This window comes from Bradyrhizobium sp. USDA 241 (genome assembly GCF_049739505.1).
Classification (GTDB): domain Bacteria; phylum Pseudomonadota; class Alphaproteobacteria; order Rhizobiales; family Xanthobacteraceae; genus Bradyrhizobium; species Bradyrhizobium liaoningense.
Genome location: NZ_JBMGPZ010000004.1, coordinates 723,294 through 740,079 on the forward strand (window position 1 = coordinate 723,294; position 16,786 = coordinate 740,079).

General features: G+C 61.8%; 13 protein-coding genes and 1 pseudogene. 7 read left to right on the forward strand and 7 right to left on the reverse strand.

The window, feature by feature from the left end:
- Nucleotides 1-105: 105 nt before the first annotated feature.
- From ABIF91_RS13190 to ABIF91_RS13205, 4 genes are all read left to right on the forward strand, one after another.
- The gene (locus ABIF91_RS13190; RefSeq protein ID WP_028178576.1) at nt 106-1,902 is read left to right on the forward strand and encodes a sensor histidine kinase; all 1,797 of its coding nucleotides are present in this window, start codon (nt 106-108) and stop codon (nt 1,900-1,902) included.
- On the forward strand, nt 1,899-2,423 hold the full coding sequence (locus tag ABIF91_RS13195; RefSeq protein WP_424579186.1) for an HPr kinase/phosphorylase: 525 nt from the start codon (nt 1,899-1,901) through the stop codon (nt 2,421-2,423). The genes ABIF91_RS13190 and ABIF91_RS13195 overlap by 4 nt, the downstream gene beginning before the upstream one ends.
- Before the next feature lie 133 nt (nt 2,424-2,556).
- Nucleotides 2,557-2,958, forward strand: a complete 402-nt coding sequence (locus ABIF91_RS13200) for a PTS sugar transporter subunit IIA (RefSeq protein ID WP_024339151.1) — start codon at nt 2,557-2,559, stop codon at nt 2,956-2,958.
- The gene (locus ABIF91_RS13205; RefSeq protein WP_028178574.1) at nt 2,955-3,272 is read left to right on the forward strand and encodes an HPr family phosphocarrier protein; all 318 of its coding nucleotides are present in this window, start codon (nt 2,955-2,957) and stop codon (nt 3,270-3,272) included. Before ABIF91_RS13200 ends, ABIF91_RS13205 begins: the two co-directional genes overlap by 4 nt.
- 127 nt (nt 3,273-3,399) lie before the next feature.
- On the opposite strand, the gene ABIF91_RS13210 is transcribed toward ABIF91_RS13205, so the two are convergent.
- On the reverse strand, nt 3,400-5,025 hold the full coding sequence (locus ABIF91_RS13210; protein WP_028178573.1) for a glycosyltransferase family 39 protein: 1,626 nt from the start codon (nt 5,023-5,025) through the stop codon (nt 3,400-3,402).
- Between the two features lie 114 nt (nt 5,026-5,139).
- Between ABIF91_RS13210 and lepA the strand changes: the two genes are divergently transcribed.
- Complete coding sequence (lepA, locus tag ABIF91_RS13215; protein WP_028178572.1) at nt 5,140-6,951, forward strand: translation elongation factor 4; 1,812 nt, start codon at nt 5,140-5,142, stop codon at nt 6,949-6,951.
- A gap of 291 nt (nt 6,952-7,242) precedes the next feature.
- On the opposite strand, the gene ABIF91_RS13220 is transcribed toward lepA, so the two are convergent.
- Nucleotides 7,243-8,376, reverse strand: coding sequence for a hypothetical protein (locus ABIF91_RS13220; protein WP_028178571.1), 1,134 nt, complete (start codon nt 8,374-8,376; stop codon nt 7,243-7,245).
- 119 nt (nt 8,377-8,495) lie between these two features.
- Between ABIF91_RS13220 and ABIF91_RS13225 the strand changes: the two genes are divergently transcribed.
- Complete coding sequence (locus ABIF91_RS13225) at nt 8,496-9,764, forward strand: IS256 family transposase (protein WP_038952271.1); 1,269 nt, start codon at nt 8,496-8,498, stop codon at nt 9,762-9,764.
- A gap of 20 nt (nt 9,765-9,784) precedes the next feature.
- Here the strand turns inward: ABIF91_RS13225 and ABIF91_RS13230 are convergent, their stop codons facing one another.
- From ABIF91_RS13230 to ABIF91_RS13240, 3 genes and pseudogenes are all read right to left on the reverse strand, one after another.
- Entirely contained in the window at nt 9,785-10,537 is a 753-nt protein-coding gene (locus ABIF91_RS13230; protein WP_424579187.1) for a hypothetical protein, read from the reverse strand.
- A 49-nt stretch (nt 10,538-10,586) separates the two neighbouring features.
- Nucleotides 10,587-11,857, reverse strand: a pseudogene (locus ABIF91_RS13235) (IS256 family transposase).
- Between the two features lie 56 nt (nt 11,858-11,913).
- Nucleotides 11,914-12,888, reverse strand: a complete 975-nt coding sequence (locus tag ABIF91_RS13240; protein ID WP_424579188.1) for a hypothetical protein — start codon at nt 12,886-12,888, stop codon at nt 11,914-11,916.
- A gap of 155 nt (nt 12,889-13,043) precedes the next feature.
- Between ABIF91_RS13240 and ABIF91_RS13245 the strand changes: the two genes are divergently transcribed.
- The gene (locus ABIF91_RS13245) at nt 13,044-14,312 is read left to right on the forward strand and encodes an IS256 family transposase (RefSeq protein ID WP_038952271.1); all 1,269 of its coding nucleotides are present in this window, start codon (nt 13,044-13,046) and stop codon (nt 14,310-14,312) included.
- Between the two features lie 298 nt (nt 14,313-14,610).
- Here ABIF91_RS13245 and ABIF91_RS13250 read toward each other — a convergent pair whose 3' ends face one another.
- The gene (locus ABIF91_RS13250) at nt 14,611-15,879 is read right to left on the reverse strand and encodes an IS256 family transposase (RefSeq protein ID WP_038952271.1); all 1,269 of its coding nucleotides are present in this window, start codon (nt 15,877-15,879) and stop codon (nt 14,611-14,613) included.
- Between the two features lie 63 nt (nt 15,880-15,942).
- Nucleotides 15,943-16,482: an SIR2 family NAD-dependent protein deacylase gene (locus ABIF91_RS13255; protein WP_284280577.1), complete on the reverse strand. Its 540-nt coding sequence runs from the start codon at nt 16,480-16,482 to the stop codon at nt 15,943-15,945.
- Nucleotides 16,483-16,786 lie beyond the last annotated feature (304 nt).

The following is a 16,786-nucleotide window of genomic DNA, read 5'->3' on the forward strand; positions in this document are numbered from 1 at the left end:
CCTTCACGAAGATCGATGTCATCTCCGGTTCTCGTTCCATCGGGACCAGGATCGCTCTAGGATGCGGGGACCTTCGCACGAGCTGTCCTAACGCGGGCGTGAGCATTGCTTGACCGAACGCAGCCTGACTCAGACCAGAGCGCCGGGGATCTTGCATCCAACGGCGTTCCGGAGCACGTCACTGATGAAAAGCCGCGGGGCTGGCGACCGCTGAACTGGCTGAAGCGCGCCGGGCAGTTCTTCTTCGCGCTGTCCTTCTCGAGCCTGACCCGCCGCATCGTCTCGCTCAACCTCGCCGGCCTCGTCGCGCTGGTGGCGAGCATCCTGTACCTGTCGCAATTCCGCGCCGGGCTGATCGACGCGCGCGCGCAAAGCCTTTTGGTGCAGGCCGAGATCATCGCCGGCGCGATCGCGGCCTCCGCGACCGTGCAGACCAACGCCATTACCATCGACCCCGACCGGCTGCTCGACCTCAAGCCGGGCGAGACCTATGGCGGCTCGGACGAGTATTCGCCGCTGGACTTCCCGATCAATCCGGAGCGCGTGGCGCCGGTGCTGCGCACGCTGATCTCGCCGACCAAGACGCGCGCCCGCATCTACGATCCGAACGGCAGCCTGCTGCTCGACAGCCGCAACCTGGAAAACGTGCTGCGCTTCGATCTGCCGCCTCCGGCCGAGAAGCCCGGTTTCGTCGAGCGCGGCATGGTCGCGGTGCGTACCTGGCTGAACCGCGGCGACCTGCCGCTCTATCGCGAGCTCGGGCCCGAGAACGGCAATGGCTATGCGGAGGTGGGCGACGCGCTGCAGGGCCAGAAACGCTCGATGGTGCGGGTCAATGCGCGCGGCGAGGTGATCGTGTCGGTCGCGGTCCCGGTGCTGCGCTCGCGCGCGATCCACGGCGCGCTGATGCTGTCGACTCAGGGCGACGACATCGACCAGATGGTCACCGCCGAGCGCCTCGCCATCCTGAAGGTCGGCGGCGTCGCCGCCGCCGTCATGATCATGCTGTCGCTGCTGCTCGCGAGCACGATCGCCGGGCCCGTGCGCCGGCTCGCCGACAGCGCCGAGCGCGTCCGCCGCCGCATCAAGGCCCGCATCGAGATTCCCGACTTCACGCGCCGCCGTGACGAGATCGGCCACCTCTCCGGCGCGCTGCGCGACATGACCAGCGCGCTCTACAGCCGCATCGAGGCGATCGAGATGTTCGCCGCCGACGTCGCCCATGAATTGAAGAACCCGCTGACTTCGCTGCGCTCGGCGGTCGAGACGTTGCCGCTGGCGCGCAACGAGACCAGCCGCGCGCGCCTGCTCGAGGTGATCGAGCACGACGTCAAGCGGCTGGACCGGCTGATCTCCGACATCTCCGACGCCAGCCGCCTCGACGCCGAATTGCAGCGCCAGGATGCGATCCCGGTCGACCTGCGGCGCCTGCTGACGACGCTCGTATCGGTCGCCAACGAAACCAAGCTCGGCCACGACGTCGCGGTCGAGATGCGCTTCGAGGGCCGCAGCCCGGCCGATACCTTCGCCGTGAGCGGCCACGATTCACGGCTCGGGCAGGTGGTCTCCAACCTGCTCTCCAACGCGCAATCGTTCTCCGAAGCCGGCAGCAAGGTGCGCCTCACCTGCCGCCGCGTCCGCGGCGAGATCGAGATCGTGGTCGACGACGACGGCCCCGGCATTCGCGACGACGCGCTGGAGCGCATCTTCGAGCGTTTCTACACCGACCGTCCGCATCAGGGTTTCGGCCAGAACTCCGGCCTCGGCCTGTCGATCTCCAAGCAGATCATCGACGCCCATGGCGGACGCATCTGGGCGGAGAATCGTCCTGGCCCGCTGGATGCCGAAGGGGCTCCGACGGTTACCGGCGCGCGCTTCGTGGTCAGGCTGCCGGCTCTATGAGCGACGGCGGGCCCAGCGTTCACGCCTCCGCCGTCAAGGTCGGATCTCTGGCGGTGCTGATCCGCGGGCCCTCGGGCTCCGGCAAGTCGCGCCTTGCCTTTGATTTGATCATGGCGGGACGATCGGGCGTGGTCGAAAGGGCCGTTCTGGTCGGTGATGACCGTGTCCATCTGGCGACAGTCGGCCATGAAATTGAGGTGCGGCCCGCGCCGGTCTTGGCTGGCCTGATCGAGATCCGGGGCTTGGGAATCCGTCGCTGCGACTTCGTGGAGCATGCGACCGTCGGTCTCGTGGTCGATCTGGACGCGGCGGACGCGGAGCGCCTGCCTACGGCGGAATCGTTGAAAACCAGCATTTTTGGTGTCGAAATACCGCGAGTACCGGTCGGCCGCGACCATTCGCCCCTCCTCCTGGTTGTTGCGGCCTTGACCACTACCAAGAGTTCATCTTCCGTTAATCCTACCGGCGATTGTTCGAAGGGAATTTGTAACCATATGAACCCCAGTATCGCGACCGAATAGACCGGCGCAGCTCCCATTATCCATCCGTCTATATTCAGGGAGATACGCAACATCCCCTCTTGCGCGGGGGCTCTGGATGGTCAAAGTGGCGCGTTCGTGCGGTGCACCAAAAGCGCCCGCGAGGAGTTTTCCGATGATTGGTCTAGTACTTGTGACCCACGGGCGCCTTGCCGACGAATTCAAGGCAGCGCTTGAGCATGTCATGGGTCCACAAAAGCAAATCGAAGCGATCACGATCGGTGCCGAAGACGATTCCGATCTCTGCCGAAGCGACATCATCGAGGCGGTCAATCGCGTCGATTCCGGCGACGGCGTTGCGATCCTCACCGACATGTTCGGCGGCACGCCATCAAACCTTGCAATATCCTGCATGAGCCGGCCCAAGGTCGAAGTGCTCGCAGGGATCAACCTTCCCATGCTGGTCAAGCTCGCCAAGGTGCGCGAGGAGCGTTCGCTGCCCGACGCGATCGCGATGGCTCAGGAAGCGGGCCGCAAATACGTCACCATCGCCAGCCGCGTGCTCGCCGGCAAATGAGCGGGGAGGCGCCACAAGCGGGGACAGGCGTGCCCGCGGGCGCGATCTCCAAGGATCTCCTGATCATCAACAAGCGCGGCCTGCACGCCCGTGCCTCCGCGAAATTCGTCCAGGCGGTCGAGCGCTTCGATGCGCAGGTGTGGGTGACGCGCGGCGGCGAGACCGTCGGCGGCACCTCTATCATGGGCCTGATGATGCTCGCCGCCGGTCCCGGCACGACGATCACGGTATCCGCCGCCGGCACGGATGCCGAGGCCGCGCTCGCGGCGATCACCGAGCTCGTCGAGAGCAAGTTCAACGAGGAAGGTATCTGAGCCACGCGCTCGGTGCCGTGGGGTGGGCAAAGCGAAGCGTGCCCACCTCTTCCATCGCGATTGCCGAGAGATGGTGGGCACGGCGCTTCGCGCCTTTGCCCACCCTACGAGACCGACAACGCCGCGATCACTTCCCAGGCGCTGCGATATAGACGTTCCAGGTCATCGACGGGCCCGCTCTGCCGTGGGTGAAGCGGCGCGTCGTCATCACGATGCGCTCGGCGTTCGGCGCGGTCTCGGACACCCATTTCTCGAACTTGGGCAGGCGTTCGTCGGTCGCATCGAACACGCCGATGAAGCCGTATCTCTTGATGTCGTCGAGCGAGGTCAGCCCGGAAGCCCAGGCTTCGTTCGGCGTGAACGGGCTGGGGTGATCGGGGCTGTAGAACACCATCGGCTGTATCGTTTCCATCGTTCCCGCGACGACGGCCCAGCGCGAGGCGAAGCGCGCGTGCCAGGCCTGGGTCAGCTCGCGAGCCAGCTCCGAGCGCGCGCCATAGGTCGCGGTGTTGCCGCCATTGGCCGCCATCTCGCGCGCGGCGATCCAGGGCGAAGCGGCGAGCGTCGCAGCGCTGAGCACGAGCCAGATCGCGGCGATGTTGAACAGCACGGCGCCCTGCACCCGCAACGCAGGAATCGCGACCAGCGCGAGCGGGACCAGGAAGAACAGCGAGATGCCCCAATCGGTCTTCATGTAGATGCTGAAGATCAGGGCGCCGAGCGGCGGGCCGAAGGCGACGATGATCTGGATCATCCAGACGTTCAGCGCCTGCGAAAGATTGACGCCGGGATTGCCGCCGCGCGCCCAGGCGCGCGTGACGATGCGCGAGGGGGCGCGCAGCAGCAACTTGATCCACGGCGGCACCAGCGCCATGGCCAGCGCCGCGAGCGCCACCGGCAATGCCAGCAACCCGAAATTATGCAGCATATAGCCGGCGACGAGCTGATGCACCTGACCGCTGTCCTGGAGGCTGTAGGTGTCGCCGGCATAGGTCAGCGGCACGAAATGCGCGTCCGCCAGCCAGACGATGTGCGGGATCATCGCCGCGACCATCGTCGCGATCGCCACCCACGGCGCGGGCGACGACAGGAATCGCAACCGGTCGGGATGGATCAGCGCGGCGAGGCCGATGGCGCCGACCATGGTCAGCACCCAATATTTGGTCATCAGCGCCAGCGCGCCGGCAAGGCCGAGCAGGAGTCCGGATTGCCAGGTCCGCTTCTCGAATGCGTTGAGATAAGCGAGCACCAGGAGCGGCAGCGTGACGAGCTGGAGCAGGTCCGGGTTGTACTTGAAGCCCTTGAAATTGAAGATCGGGTAGAGTGCGATCATCACCACGACGAGGAACGCGCGTCGCGCATCCACCACGCGCAAGCTCACGAACCAGCAGATCACCATGCCGACGCTCACCGTCGCCATCGCCAGCGCATAGGTCGCCCAGTCCGCCGCCGGGAACACCTTGAACCACAGGCCGGCCACCCAGCCCGACAGCGGCGGGTGCTTGCCATAACCCCAGAGGAATTTCTGGCCCCAGCCATAGGCTTCTGCGACGTCCATGTGAACGTCCTGCGTCGCCTTGATATTGATCAGGATGAAGGTCCAGAGCACCGCACGCAGGATGGCGAGCTGGATCACCAGCCACAGGCGCGCCTCGGGACGGACCGCGCAGGCAACCAGCCAGGCCCGGAAGCGGTTGTAACTCAAGCGGGTCTTCGCCCGCGCTCTGGCGGATGGGATCGAGGTGGTGGACATGGGCCGTTGCGTAGCGCGTTTTGGCCTGCGGTGGAATCAGCTTGGCGTGAAGAAAGGCCCTGAAAATACAGCAATATGGTTGCCGCACGGGGATGTGAGTGGTATCCCGCGCCCATGACGACCGTCCCCATTTCCAACATCCGCAATTTCTCCATCGTCGCCCATATCGACCATGGCAAATCGACGCTGGCCGACCGTCTGATCCAGATGACGGGCGGCCTCTCCGACCGCGAGATGGCGGGCAAGGAGCAGGTGCTCGATTCCATGGACATCGAGCGCGAGCGCGGCATCACCATCAAGGCGCAGACGGTGCGCCTCCAGTACCGCGCCAAGGACGGCAAGGACTACATCTTCAACCTGATGGACACGCCCGGCCATGTCGACTTCGCCTACGAAGTCTCGCGGTCGCTGGCGGCGTGCGAAGGTTCCCTCCTGGTGGTCGACGCCAGCCAGGGCGTCGAGGCGCAGACGCTCGCCAACGTCTACCAGGCGCTCGACAACAATCACGAGATCGTCCCGGTCCTAAACAAGGTCGACCTGCCCGCCGCCGAGCCCGAGAAGGTCAAGCAGCAGATCGAGGACGTCATCGGCATCGACGCTTCGGATGCGGTGATGATCTCGGCCAAGACCGGCCTCGGCGTCCCCGACGTGCTGGAAGCGATCGTCACCCGCCTGCCACCGCCGAAGGGCGACCGCGACGCGACACTCAAGGCGCTGCTGGTCGACAGCTGGTACGACGTCTATCTCGGCGTCGTCGTGCTGGTGCGCATCGTCGACGGCACGATGAAGAAGGGCCAGCGCGTGCGCATGATGGGCACTGGCGCGGCCTACGACGTCGAGCGCGTCGGCTTCTTCACGCCGAAGATGACGCAGGTCGACGAGCTCGGCCCCGGCGAGATCGGCTTCATCACCGCCGCGATTAAGGAAGTCGCCGACACCCGCGTCGGCGACACCATCACCGACGACAGGAAGCCTGTTACGGAAATGCTGCCGGGCTTCAAGCCGGCGATCCCCGTGGTGTTCTGCGGCCTGTTCCCGGTCGATGCCGACGACTTCGAAACGCTGCGCGCGGCGATGGGCAAGTTGCGCCTGAACGATGCCAGCTTCTCGTTCGAGATGGAGACCTCCGCCGCGCTCGGCTTCGGATTCCGCTGCGGCTTCCTCGGCCTGTTGCACCTCGAGATCATCCAGGAGCGGCTGTCGCGTGAATTCGACCTGAACCTGATCGCGACCGCGCCGAGCGTCATCTACAAGATGAAGCTCACCGACGGCAGCGAGCTCGAGATCCACAATCCCGTCGACATGCCCGACGTGGTGAAGATCGCCGAGATCCAGGAGCCCTGGATCGAGGCGACGATCCTGACGCCCGACGAATATCTCGGCAGCGTGCTGAAACTTTGCCAGGACCGCCGCGGCGCGCAGAAGGAGCTGACCTATGTCGGCTCCCGCGCCATGGTGAAATACGACCTGCCGCTCAACGAGGTCGTGTTCGACTTCTACGACCGGCTGAAGTCGGTCTCCAAGGGCTACGCCTCGTTCGACTATCACCTGACCGACTACAAGCCGGCGGATCTCGTCAAGATGCAGATCCTGGTCAATGGCGAGCCGGTCGACGCGCTCTCGATGCTGGTCCACCGCACCCGTGCCGAGGGGCGCGGCCGCGCCATGGTCGAGAAGATGAAGGAGCTGATCCCGCCGCACATGTTCCAGATCCCGATCCAGGCGGCGATCGGCGGCAAGGTGATCGCCCGCGAGACGGTGCGCGCGCTGCGCAAGGACGTCACCGCAAAATGCTACGGCGGCGACATCACGCGTAAGAGAAAACTTCTGGAAAAGCAGAAGGAAGGCAAGAAGAAGATGCGGCAGTTCGGCAAGGTCGACATCCCGCAGGAAGCCTTCATTGCCGCGCTGAAGGTGGATAGCTGAGGCGGGGCAGGCCACTTCGGGCGTGACGAGGGTTCGGGTCGATCGGTTATCGGGAGCCCGCAGACAGAAACCTCGAAAACAACCCCATGCACAGTAGCCGACCCCTTGGCAGCACTACCCTTTTTGATTTTCCGAATCCTGTTTGACCTGTCGGGCAAAACACTGACAGAATGCAATGATCGCGCTACGTGCGAGGGGCGATCGAAGGGACGAAGTTGCATCTGCAGAAGCCCCGTTGCCCACTCAGGTGGATTGGTCGCAGCAATCCAACGCGAACGCTCTTCTGTCGCGCTAGCTGGACGCTACCAATTTCTTATATAGATCGAGCATTCCGGGAAGTGTGCGGCGAACTTTCTCGGTGCAGCGGATCGCTTCGGCGCGCAGCCCAAGACGTGCGAGCTTTTCGATAAGTTTTTTGAGCTTATCATCTAGATCGAATGTGGGAGCACTCGAATCTAGCATCTTCTCAAGGAGGGAAGCCGCCCCTGGGGGGTCTGTGTCGACGAGCCTCGTCAGTTCCTCAACCATTTGATCACTACCGTAGTCGGCGTGTACATGCGGAACCACAGCCATCAGTAACGGCATGGTGCGATCGTCTAGCTTCTTTATGTACGGGGACAAGCGGCTCAAGCGCGCCATCAAGTGCTCGGAGATAGTGCCGCGCTCCTTACTCCAAGCAAGGCATCGTTCCCAAAATGCGAGGACTCTGTCTATCTGTACGTCCGTAAGTTCGTCGCGACGAACCCGCCAAAATAGCTCGGCCAGAATCTCAATCTCTTCGACACCTGCGGCGAAGATGGCTCGGACGATCGATGAATCAAGCTGCTCGTCATTCCACAAATAGGCTAAGCCCACCCACTCGACGACGCGCTCTCGGCCATTCTTGTCTTCGAGTCTCGCCGCGAGGGCCTCGGCAAATTCGTTGTGGGCCGCGAGAAGCTGATAGATCGGTCGGCTTGGACCGGCATAGGCTAGGCCACCGACTGCAGCCTTGAAGTTGTTGGGGTATTCTCGTGCAGGAAATATCTTCGCCACATTGGCCGTTAGCCAATCGCGGCTCAAATAGTGGAGATTCGCAATGTAAGACGCCGACAACGTCGAAAATTCGAAGTTTCCGTCGCGGCACTTTGCGAGTTCGTCATCAAATGCACATTTAAGGCTTTCCCAAGCCGCACTATGCGATTTCGTCGTCTGGTCGGCAACGCGACAGGCGCGAAGCGCATGATTGTACATTGCGCCAACAGCATGACCTTTCTCCGTGTTTAGCGCGTGCATCATCGGATCAGAGAGACTGAGATCACTGGGCTCAGTTCGAGCGAGCATCGTTGTGATAATGGCCCAGCCTTGGGGGAGAAGCTCAGCTGGATAGGCTGTCTCGTCGTCGCGCGTCGCATTCTCAAGGAAACTCGCGATCAGCGATCTCATCCACGCACGGGTAGGCACGAGAGAGCTATGGCGGAATCTGGGTGATGACGGTGTGAGGAAGGCGGCGTATCGAGGCGGGTGACGAGCCTGCCAGAACCTCTCGAGGAGAGCGATACGCCATGACCGAGACTACCAATGTTCTTGCTTTCCGTCAGCCGTCCGCGGTTGATGATCCACTGACCGATATCGTTCGTGCCGGCGCGCGGGACCTGCTTGCCAGGGCGATCGAGATCGAGGTTGGCGCGTTTCTGGCCAGCACGGCCAATCTGACGCTGCCCGACGGTCGAGCGCGCCTGGTCCGACATGGGCACGGTCCGGTGCGCGAGATTGCGACCGGCATCGGTCCGGTGGAGGTCGCTCGTCCCAAGGTCCGCGACCGCGGAGCGAGCGGGCCAGGCGACCGCCTCCGCTTCAGTTCGGCAATCCTGCCGCTATGGGCGCGGCGGACGAAGAGCCTGGATGCCTTGATCCCGGTCCTCTATTTGCGCGGCATCTCGACCGGCGACTTCCAGGAGGCGCTCTCGGCGCTGCTCGGCAAGGATGCGCCGAACCTGTCGCCTTCGGTGATCGCCGGCCTGAAGGCCGATTGGCAGGTCGAGTACGAACGCTGGCAGAGACGCGATCTGTCGGCGCGTCGCTATGTCTACATCTGGGCCGATGGCGTGTACCTGCAGGCCCGCATGGAAGATCACAGCGAATGCATGCTGGTGCTGATTGGCACCACGCCGGAAGGCAAGAAGGAGCTGATCGGCTTCCAGGTCGGCGTGCGCGAGAGCGCGCAGAGCTGGCGCGAACTCCTGATCGACCTGCGGCAACGCGGGTTACGGATTGCCCCGCAACTCGCCATCGGCGACGGCGCCCTCGGCTTCTGGAAGGCACTGGACGAGGCCTTTCCCGGCACGCGGCACCAACGATGCTGGTGCCATAAAGTGAGCAACGTACTCGACAAGGTCGCCAAATCCGTGCAGGGCCCCATGAAGAACGACCTGCGGAACATCTATCTGGCCCCACACCGGGCCGAAGCTGAAACCGCGATCGACGTCTTCGTCGAGAAATACCACGTCAAATACGGACGTGCGGTGGAGTGCCTGATCAAGGATCGCCATGCGCTGCTCGCCTTCTTCGACTTCCCTGCTGAGCACTGGATCCACCTACGCAGCTCGAACCCGATCGAGAGCGTCTTCGCCACGGTGCGCCACCGAACGGTGCGGACCAAGGGATCGCTGTCGCAACAAACTGCGAAGCTGATGGTGTTCAAGCTCATCGACGCCGCATCGAAGACCTGGCGGCGATTGAAGAGCACGAACCAGTTGCCGAAAGTCATCGCCGGTGTAAAGTTCATCGACGGAATCGAAGTCATTCCGAACACTGAAAGCCACGCCGCCTGATCAGGCCGCGTCACCCAAAATCAGCCATAGCTCGGCACGAGATCGGCACTTTCATTGTCTTCGGCTTTGTCCCAGAAACTTTCCTGATGAACTGTTTCCGAAACGAAACGCATGAGCTTCGGCCAAGCTGCCTCCCAGTCGAAGTTCGGCTTCGCGTTGTTCGAGGGGTCAAAGAGCTTCTTGTATCCTTGGATCAGCGCATGCTGGAACGGCGGCTTGGCGGCGTGGAAATCTGAGAGCAGCGGGAGAAAGGAATCCGGCTTGCTTGCCACCGCATCCTCAAGTGCCGACACGAGGCCGCCCAGGGTTGGACCACGCCAGAAGTCGCCCGGCTTGAAGCTGTTCAACCGCTCAACTAACGAGCCATCTTCGGCAAACGCAACCAGCGCGTCAGTCTCGTAGGGCGCAGGACCAGGTCCCCAACGGCTCTCATGGTAAGAAAGAAAATCGGGATGTTCGCTAGCGGAACCTAACTCCGGAGCGGCCATCAGTTCAGCAAACCACGCGGCTGCTTCCGGCTGATCCTTAATGGCCGAGAGCCATTCCCGCTGCGTGAACTTCAAGCGGCGCTCGCGATCCTCACCCCTCGACACAATGGGCAGATTTCTAATGGCCTCTATAACCTTCGTCTTGCCGTCTTGAGAGAACTCCACAAAGCGCGACGACAATAGGCGGTAGAGTTCGTGGCGGTGCCCCGATTGCATCAACTGCGGGCAGATCAAAGGCTCAAAGATCCGTTTCAGCACTTCAAAATGTTCGGTAACGGTATGCAAGGCGATCCGGCGAATAATGAGCTATGCGGGATTTTGGGTGACGAGGCGATCAGGCGGCGTGGTTTTCCGGCACTTGGATGACCTCGATGCCGTTTTCGAATCTGACACCTGCGCTGACCTTCGGCAACTGATTTGTGCCTTTCAGCCGCCGCCAGGTCTTTGATGCGGCGCAGAGCAGCTTGAACACCATCAACTTGGCAGTCGTTGACGATAACGAACCTTTCGTGCGCACCGTTCTGTGCCGGACCGTCGCGAACACGCTTTCGATGGGATTCGTCGTCCGCAAGTGGTCCCAATGCTCGGCGGGGAATTCGTAGAACGCAAGCATTGCGTCGCGATCTTTCGTCAGGCACTCGACCGCCTTGTCGTACTTCGCTCCGTATTTCTCGGCAAAGACATCGATCGCCACTTCGGCCGAAGCTCGGTTGGACGCCAAATAGACCTCGCGCAGATCCTTCTTCATGCTGGCCTGTACCGACACTGCGACTTTGTTCAAGATATTCGCGGTTTTGTGCACCCAGCACCGCTGATGTCGCGTGGCGGGAAAGACCTCGTCGAGCGCCTTCCAGAAGCCGAGCGCGCCGTCACCGACGGCGATTTCCGGGGCGATCTTCAAGCCCTCGGGTTTTCGCCTCGACGAGCAGTTCGTGCCAGCTCTGCGTGCTCTCGCGCACGCCGACCCTGGAAGCCGATGAGTTCCTTCTTGCCTTCCGGCGTCGCGCCGATCAGCACCAGCATGCATTCGCTGTGGTCTTCCATGCGAGCCTGCAGGAAGACGCCGTCCGCCCACACGTATACGTACCGGCGCGCCGACAGATCGCGCTTCTGCCAACGCTCGTACTCGAGCTGCCACTCCGTCGTCAGTCTGGAAACCACCGCCGGAGAAAGATTCGGCGCATCCTTGCCCAAGAGCGCCGCCAGCGCCTCCTGGAAGTCGCCCGTCGAGATGCCTCGCAGGTACAGAACCGGCAAAAGTGCATCCAAGCTCTTCGTGCGCCGTGCCCACAACGGCAGGATCGCCGAGGTGAAGCGGATCCGCTCGCCATCGCTGGTCACCGCGCGATCGCGAATCTTTACCCGGGCGACTTCGACGGCGCCGATCCCCGTCTGGATCGTCCGCACTGGACCATGGCCGTGTCGCACGAGGCGGTCGCGGCCATCGGGAAGCTTCAAGCCCTTCATCGCGGCGAGAAACGCCTCGGCTTCCATCTCGACAGCCTGCGCAAGCAGCTGCCGAGCTCCAGATCGCAAAATATTCGTCAGTGGATCGTCGATCTCATCGGGCTGACGCAGTGGGACAATGTTGCTATGCTCGTTCATGGCGTATCGCTCTCCTTGAGGTTCTGGCAGGCTCGACACCCGCCTCGATACGCCGCCTATCTCATTCCGTCATCACCCAGTTTCCCGCATAGCTCCCGAATAATCTCGGATCCGTCTTTCAAAGCCGCTTCAACATACTCGCTCGCACCCACCTGCTCCGTCTCAAGCCATCCGTCGAGAACATCGCGCAGCCCCTCAACAAACCGGTTCTCAGGCCCATAAAAGTCCCGATTCTGGGAGTTTGTTTCGATTGCAGGACGCCAAAGCGCACTGTCGTAGCTCCGTCGTTCCTTTGAGAATACAATCCGCAGGCCATTCTCGAAAATGACTGCCGCGTTCCGGCCCGCTTTTCGGCCAAGTTCGCGGGCGTATGCCTGCAATATCTCCTTAAGCCAATAGTCATCGACAACCGTTGCAAGGTCGTCGTCTGACCGCTTTCGCCGTCGGGAGGAACGCTCCAGCCTTAGGCAGGCCTCGATGACAGCACAGGCTTTTTCAGCACTTTCTGCACTACCGTCATCGAAGAGACGCTTGAGAAGTCCCTTTGAAAGGGCATGCGGCACGAGGGATCGGTCATACTTGGAGTTCAACCACGTAGGTATAAGACCAACATCTCCAATGGAGATGGAACGAAGTGGCAAGACTCCCAACAATTCAGCAAACGTGAAGTAGGTACGGTAGTTGTCTCTTGGTTCGCCGGTTGCCTCATCCCTGAAGAGCGTAACCGAACGAATGACGTCGAGGATTTTTTCAGCTAGCTCATCGCTATTGAGCGCAGCTGCTCGTGCGCCGACCGCTTGAAGATACTTCAGAGCAGCCCAAACCGGTATGTGCACGAAATCTGGGTTGGCAGATGGCACCGGCCCCTGGTTCTCAGAGGGGTTAAAAAAGCCGCGCTGCTTGAGGGCGTCAAAGTACTGCTCCGGCTCGCTCCGCTTGCAGAGAAGATCGAAACCATGCTGCGCGAACTCTTCGCCGCGGCGCATCGTCTCGAAGAATGACTCTAATTTTGATGGCAAGCTAGGGCTCAAGGAGGCTCTCCATCTCCATCTGGACTTGTAGTCCCAACGGGGTCGCCGCCGGTATGATGAGCTATGGCGGAATCTGGGTGATGACGGTGTGAGGAAGGCGGCGTATCGAGGCGGGTGACGAGCCTGCCAGAACCTCTCGAGGAGAGCGATACGCCATGACCGAGACTACCAATGTTCTTGCTTTCCGTCAGCCGTCCGCGGTTGATGATCCACTGACCGATATCGTTCGTGCCGGCGCGCGGGACCTGCTTGCCAGGGCGATCGAGATCGAGGTTGGCGCGTTTCTGGCCAGCACGGCCAATCTGACGCTGCCCGACGGTCGAGCGCGCCTGGTCCGACATGGGCACGGTCCGGTGCGCGAGATTGCGACCGGCATCGGTCCGGTGGAGGTCGCTCGTCCCAAGGTCCGCGACCGCGGAGCGAGCGGGCCAGGCGACCGCCTCCGCTTCAGTTCGGCAATCCTGCCGCTATGGGCGCGGCGGACGAAGAGCCTGGATGCCTTGATCCCGGTCCTCTATTTGCGCGGCATCTCGACCGGCGACTTCCAGGAGGCGCTCTCGGCGCTGCTCGGCAAGGATGCGCCGAACCTGTCGCCTTCGGTGATCGCCGGCCTGAAGGCCGATTGGCAGGTCGAGTACGAACGCTGGCAGAGACGCGATCTGTCGGCGCGTCGCTATGTCTACATCTGGGCCGATGGCGTGTACCTGCAGGCCCGCATGGAAGATCACAGCGAATGCATGCTGGTGCTGATTGGCACCACGCCGGAAGGCAAGAAGGAGCTGATCGGCTTCCAGGTCGGCGTGCGCGAGAGCGCGCAGAGCTGGCGCGAACTCCTGATCGACCTGCGGCAACGCGGGTTACGGATTGCCCCGCAACTCGCCATCGGCGACGGCGCCCTCGGCTTCTGGAAGGCACTGGACGAGGCCTTTCCCGGCACGCGGCACCAACGATGCTGGTGCCATAAAGTGAGCAACGTACTCGACAAGGTCGCCAAATCCGTGCAGGGCCCCATGAAGAACGACCTGCGGAACATCTATCTGGCCCCACACCGGGCCGAAGCTGAAACCGCGATCGACGTCTTCGTCGAGAAATACCACGTCAAATACGGACGTGCGGTGGAGTGCCTGATCAAGGATCGCCATGCGCTGCTCGCCTTCTTCGACTTCCCTGCTGAGCACTGGATCCACCTACGCAGCTCGAACCCGATCGAGAGCGTCTTCGCCACGGTGCGCCACCGAACGGTGCGGACCAAGGGATCGCTGTCGCAACAAACTGCGAAGCTGATGGTGTTCAAGCTCATCGACGCCGCATCGAAGACCTGGCGGCGATTGAAGAGCACGAACCAGTTGCCGAAAGTCATCGCCGGTGTAAAGTTCATCGACGGAATCGAAGTCATTCCGAACACTGAAAGCCACGCCGCCTGATCAGGCCGCGTCACCCAAAATCAGCCATAGCTCTCTCGAAATCCTCGAGTATGTAGTCCAGAAAGCGCAACAGCAGAGCGCCAACGACCGGCCGCAAGCGCGTCACTTCATGCTGCAAGGGTACTTTGCGCACGAATATGAGCTGATGCGAAGCCTCACCCAATACTATGCACAGTGTGACATCGAACTGATACCCTTTCGGCGCGACGCGCGTGACTGGGCTCAGTTGACCGATGTCTTGGAGGCGTTTGCGGAAATCATACCGGAGCTATGGCTGATTTTGGGTGACGCGGCCTGATCAGGCGGCGTGGCTTTCAGTGTTCGGAATGACTTCGATTCCGTCGATGAACTTTACACCGGCGATGACTTTCGGCAACTGGTTCGTGCTCTTCAATCGCCGCCAGGTCTTCGATGCGGCGTCGATGAGCTTGAACACCATCAGCTTCGCAGTTTGTTGCGACAGCGATCCCTTGGTCCGCACCGTTCGGTGGCGCACCGTGGCGAAGACGCTCTCGATCGGGTTCGAGCTGCGTAGGTGGATCCAGTGCTCAGCAGGGAAGTCGAAGAAGGCGAGCAGCGCATGGCGATCCTTGATCAGGCACTCCACCGCACGTCCGTATTTGACGTGGTATTTCTCGACGAAGACGTCGATCGCGGTTTCAGCTTCGGCCCGGTGTGGGGCCAGATAGATGTTCCGCAGGTCGTTCTTCATGGGGCCCTGCACGGATTTGGCGACCTTGTCGAGTACGTTGCTCACTTTATGGCACCAGCATCGTTGGTGCCGCGTGCCGGGAAAGGCCTCGTCCAGTGCCTTCCAGAAGCCGAGGGCGCCGTCGCCGATGGCGAGTTGCGGGGCAATCCGTAACCCGCGTTGCCGCAGGTCGATCAGGAGTTCGCGCCAGCTCTGCGCGCTCTCGCGCACGCCGACCTGGAAGCCGATCAGCTCCTTCTTGCCTTCCGGCGTGGTGCCAATCAGCACCAGCATGCATTCGCTGTGATCTTCCATGCGGGCCTGCAGGTACACGCCATCGGCCCAGATGTAGACATAGCGACGCGCCGACAGATCGCGTCTCTGCCAGCGTTCGTACTCGACCTGCCAATCGGCCTTCAGGCCGGCGATCACCGAAGGCGACAGGTTCGGCGCATCCTTGCCGAGCAGCGCCGAGAGCGCCTCCTGGAAGTCGCCGGTCGAGATGCCGCGCAAATAGAGGACCGGGATCAAGGCATCCAGGCTCTTCGTCCGCCGCGCCCATAGCGGCAGGATTGCCGAACTGAAGCGGAGGCGGTCGCCTGGCCCGCTCGCTCCGCGGTCGCGGACCTTGGGACGAGCGACCTCCACCGGACCGATGCCGGTCGCAATCTCGCGCACCGGACCGTGCCCATGTCGGACCAGGCGCGCTCGACCGTCGGGCAGCGTCAGATTGGCCGTGCTGGCCAGAAACGCGCCAACCTCGATCTCGATCGCCCTGGCAAGCAGGTCCCGCGCGCCGGCACGAACGATATCGGTCAGTGGATCATCAACCGCGGACGGCTGACGGAAAGCAAGAACATTGGTAGTCTCGGTCATGGCGTATCGCTCTCCTCGAGAGGTTCTGGCAGGCTCGTCACCCGCCTCGATACGCCGCCTTCCTCACACCGTCATCACCCAGATTCCGCCATAGCTCATTTCGAGATCCTCCAGACCGTAACCGACAAACAGGACGGTCTTATTCCGAAAGAGAGCTTCGAGAAACGTGAGGGTCCGGTTCTCGCGGATCGGATCGTCCGTGCCGCGGTCGTTTGCGTACCGCCGTATGTAGTCTCGTGTTGTCATCACCATACTGCTCGGATCGGACAAGGACCCGTGAAGGTGAAACACGCAGTCCGGCTGGTTAAGATTTGCGGGTGTAAACTCCTCTACTTGCACAATTCTTCTTCTGACGCGTGGAGCGAAAGTCCTATCTTGCGCGGACTGACCTTCGCTCACCGAGAGCGGCACATCAGGAATCTCCATGTCGAGCCAAGCATCGTAATTCGTCGTGACGAACGTTCTGCTCAGCTTACCGAGGCTCCGGTAGACGCGCTGGCCCACGTCGTTGTTCTGGTATCCATTAATCGGATTGATCAGCCCATCGTAGTTGATCTTCAATCCATGCTCTGCTTCGACAGCCCGCGCAATGGAGAGCTTCATGCGCGGGCCTAGCCCGTCTTATTCGCGAGAGGGCGCCTGAGAGGCTGGCGAGCGTGGTGTAAAGCGCTGATGCGGCGTAGGATTCGGTTGCGAAGCCACCCCATCACCTTCAACCGCGAACGCCACGCCCGCCATGACCGATGATACGATTTCAGACCACTATCGAGAAGCAAGAATTCAACACAAATAAAACCTCTGCCTCGCGCTCGATCTCTTCATGCTTGATAGTCTCGTTTCGGAGGCTGAGCACCTACCGCGTCTAATAGGCCGCTCGCGCCGGTTTCTTTGGACGCGGCACGACCGC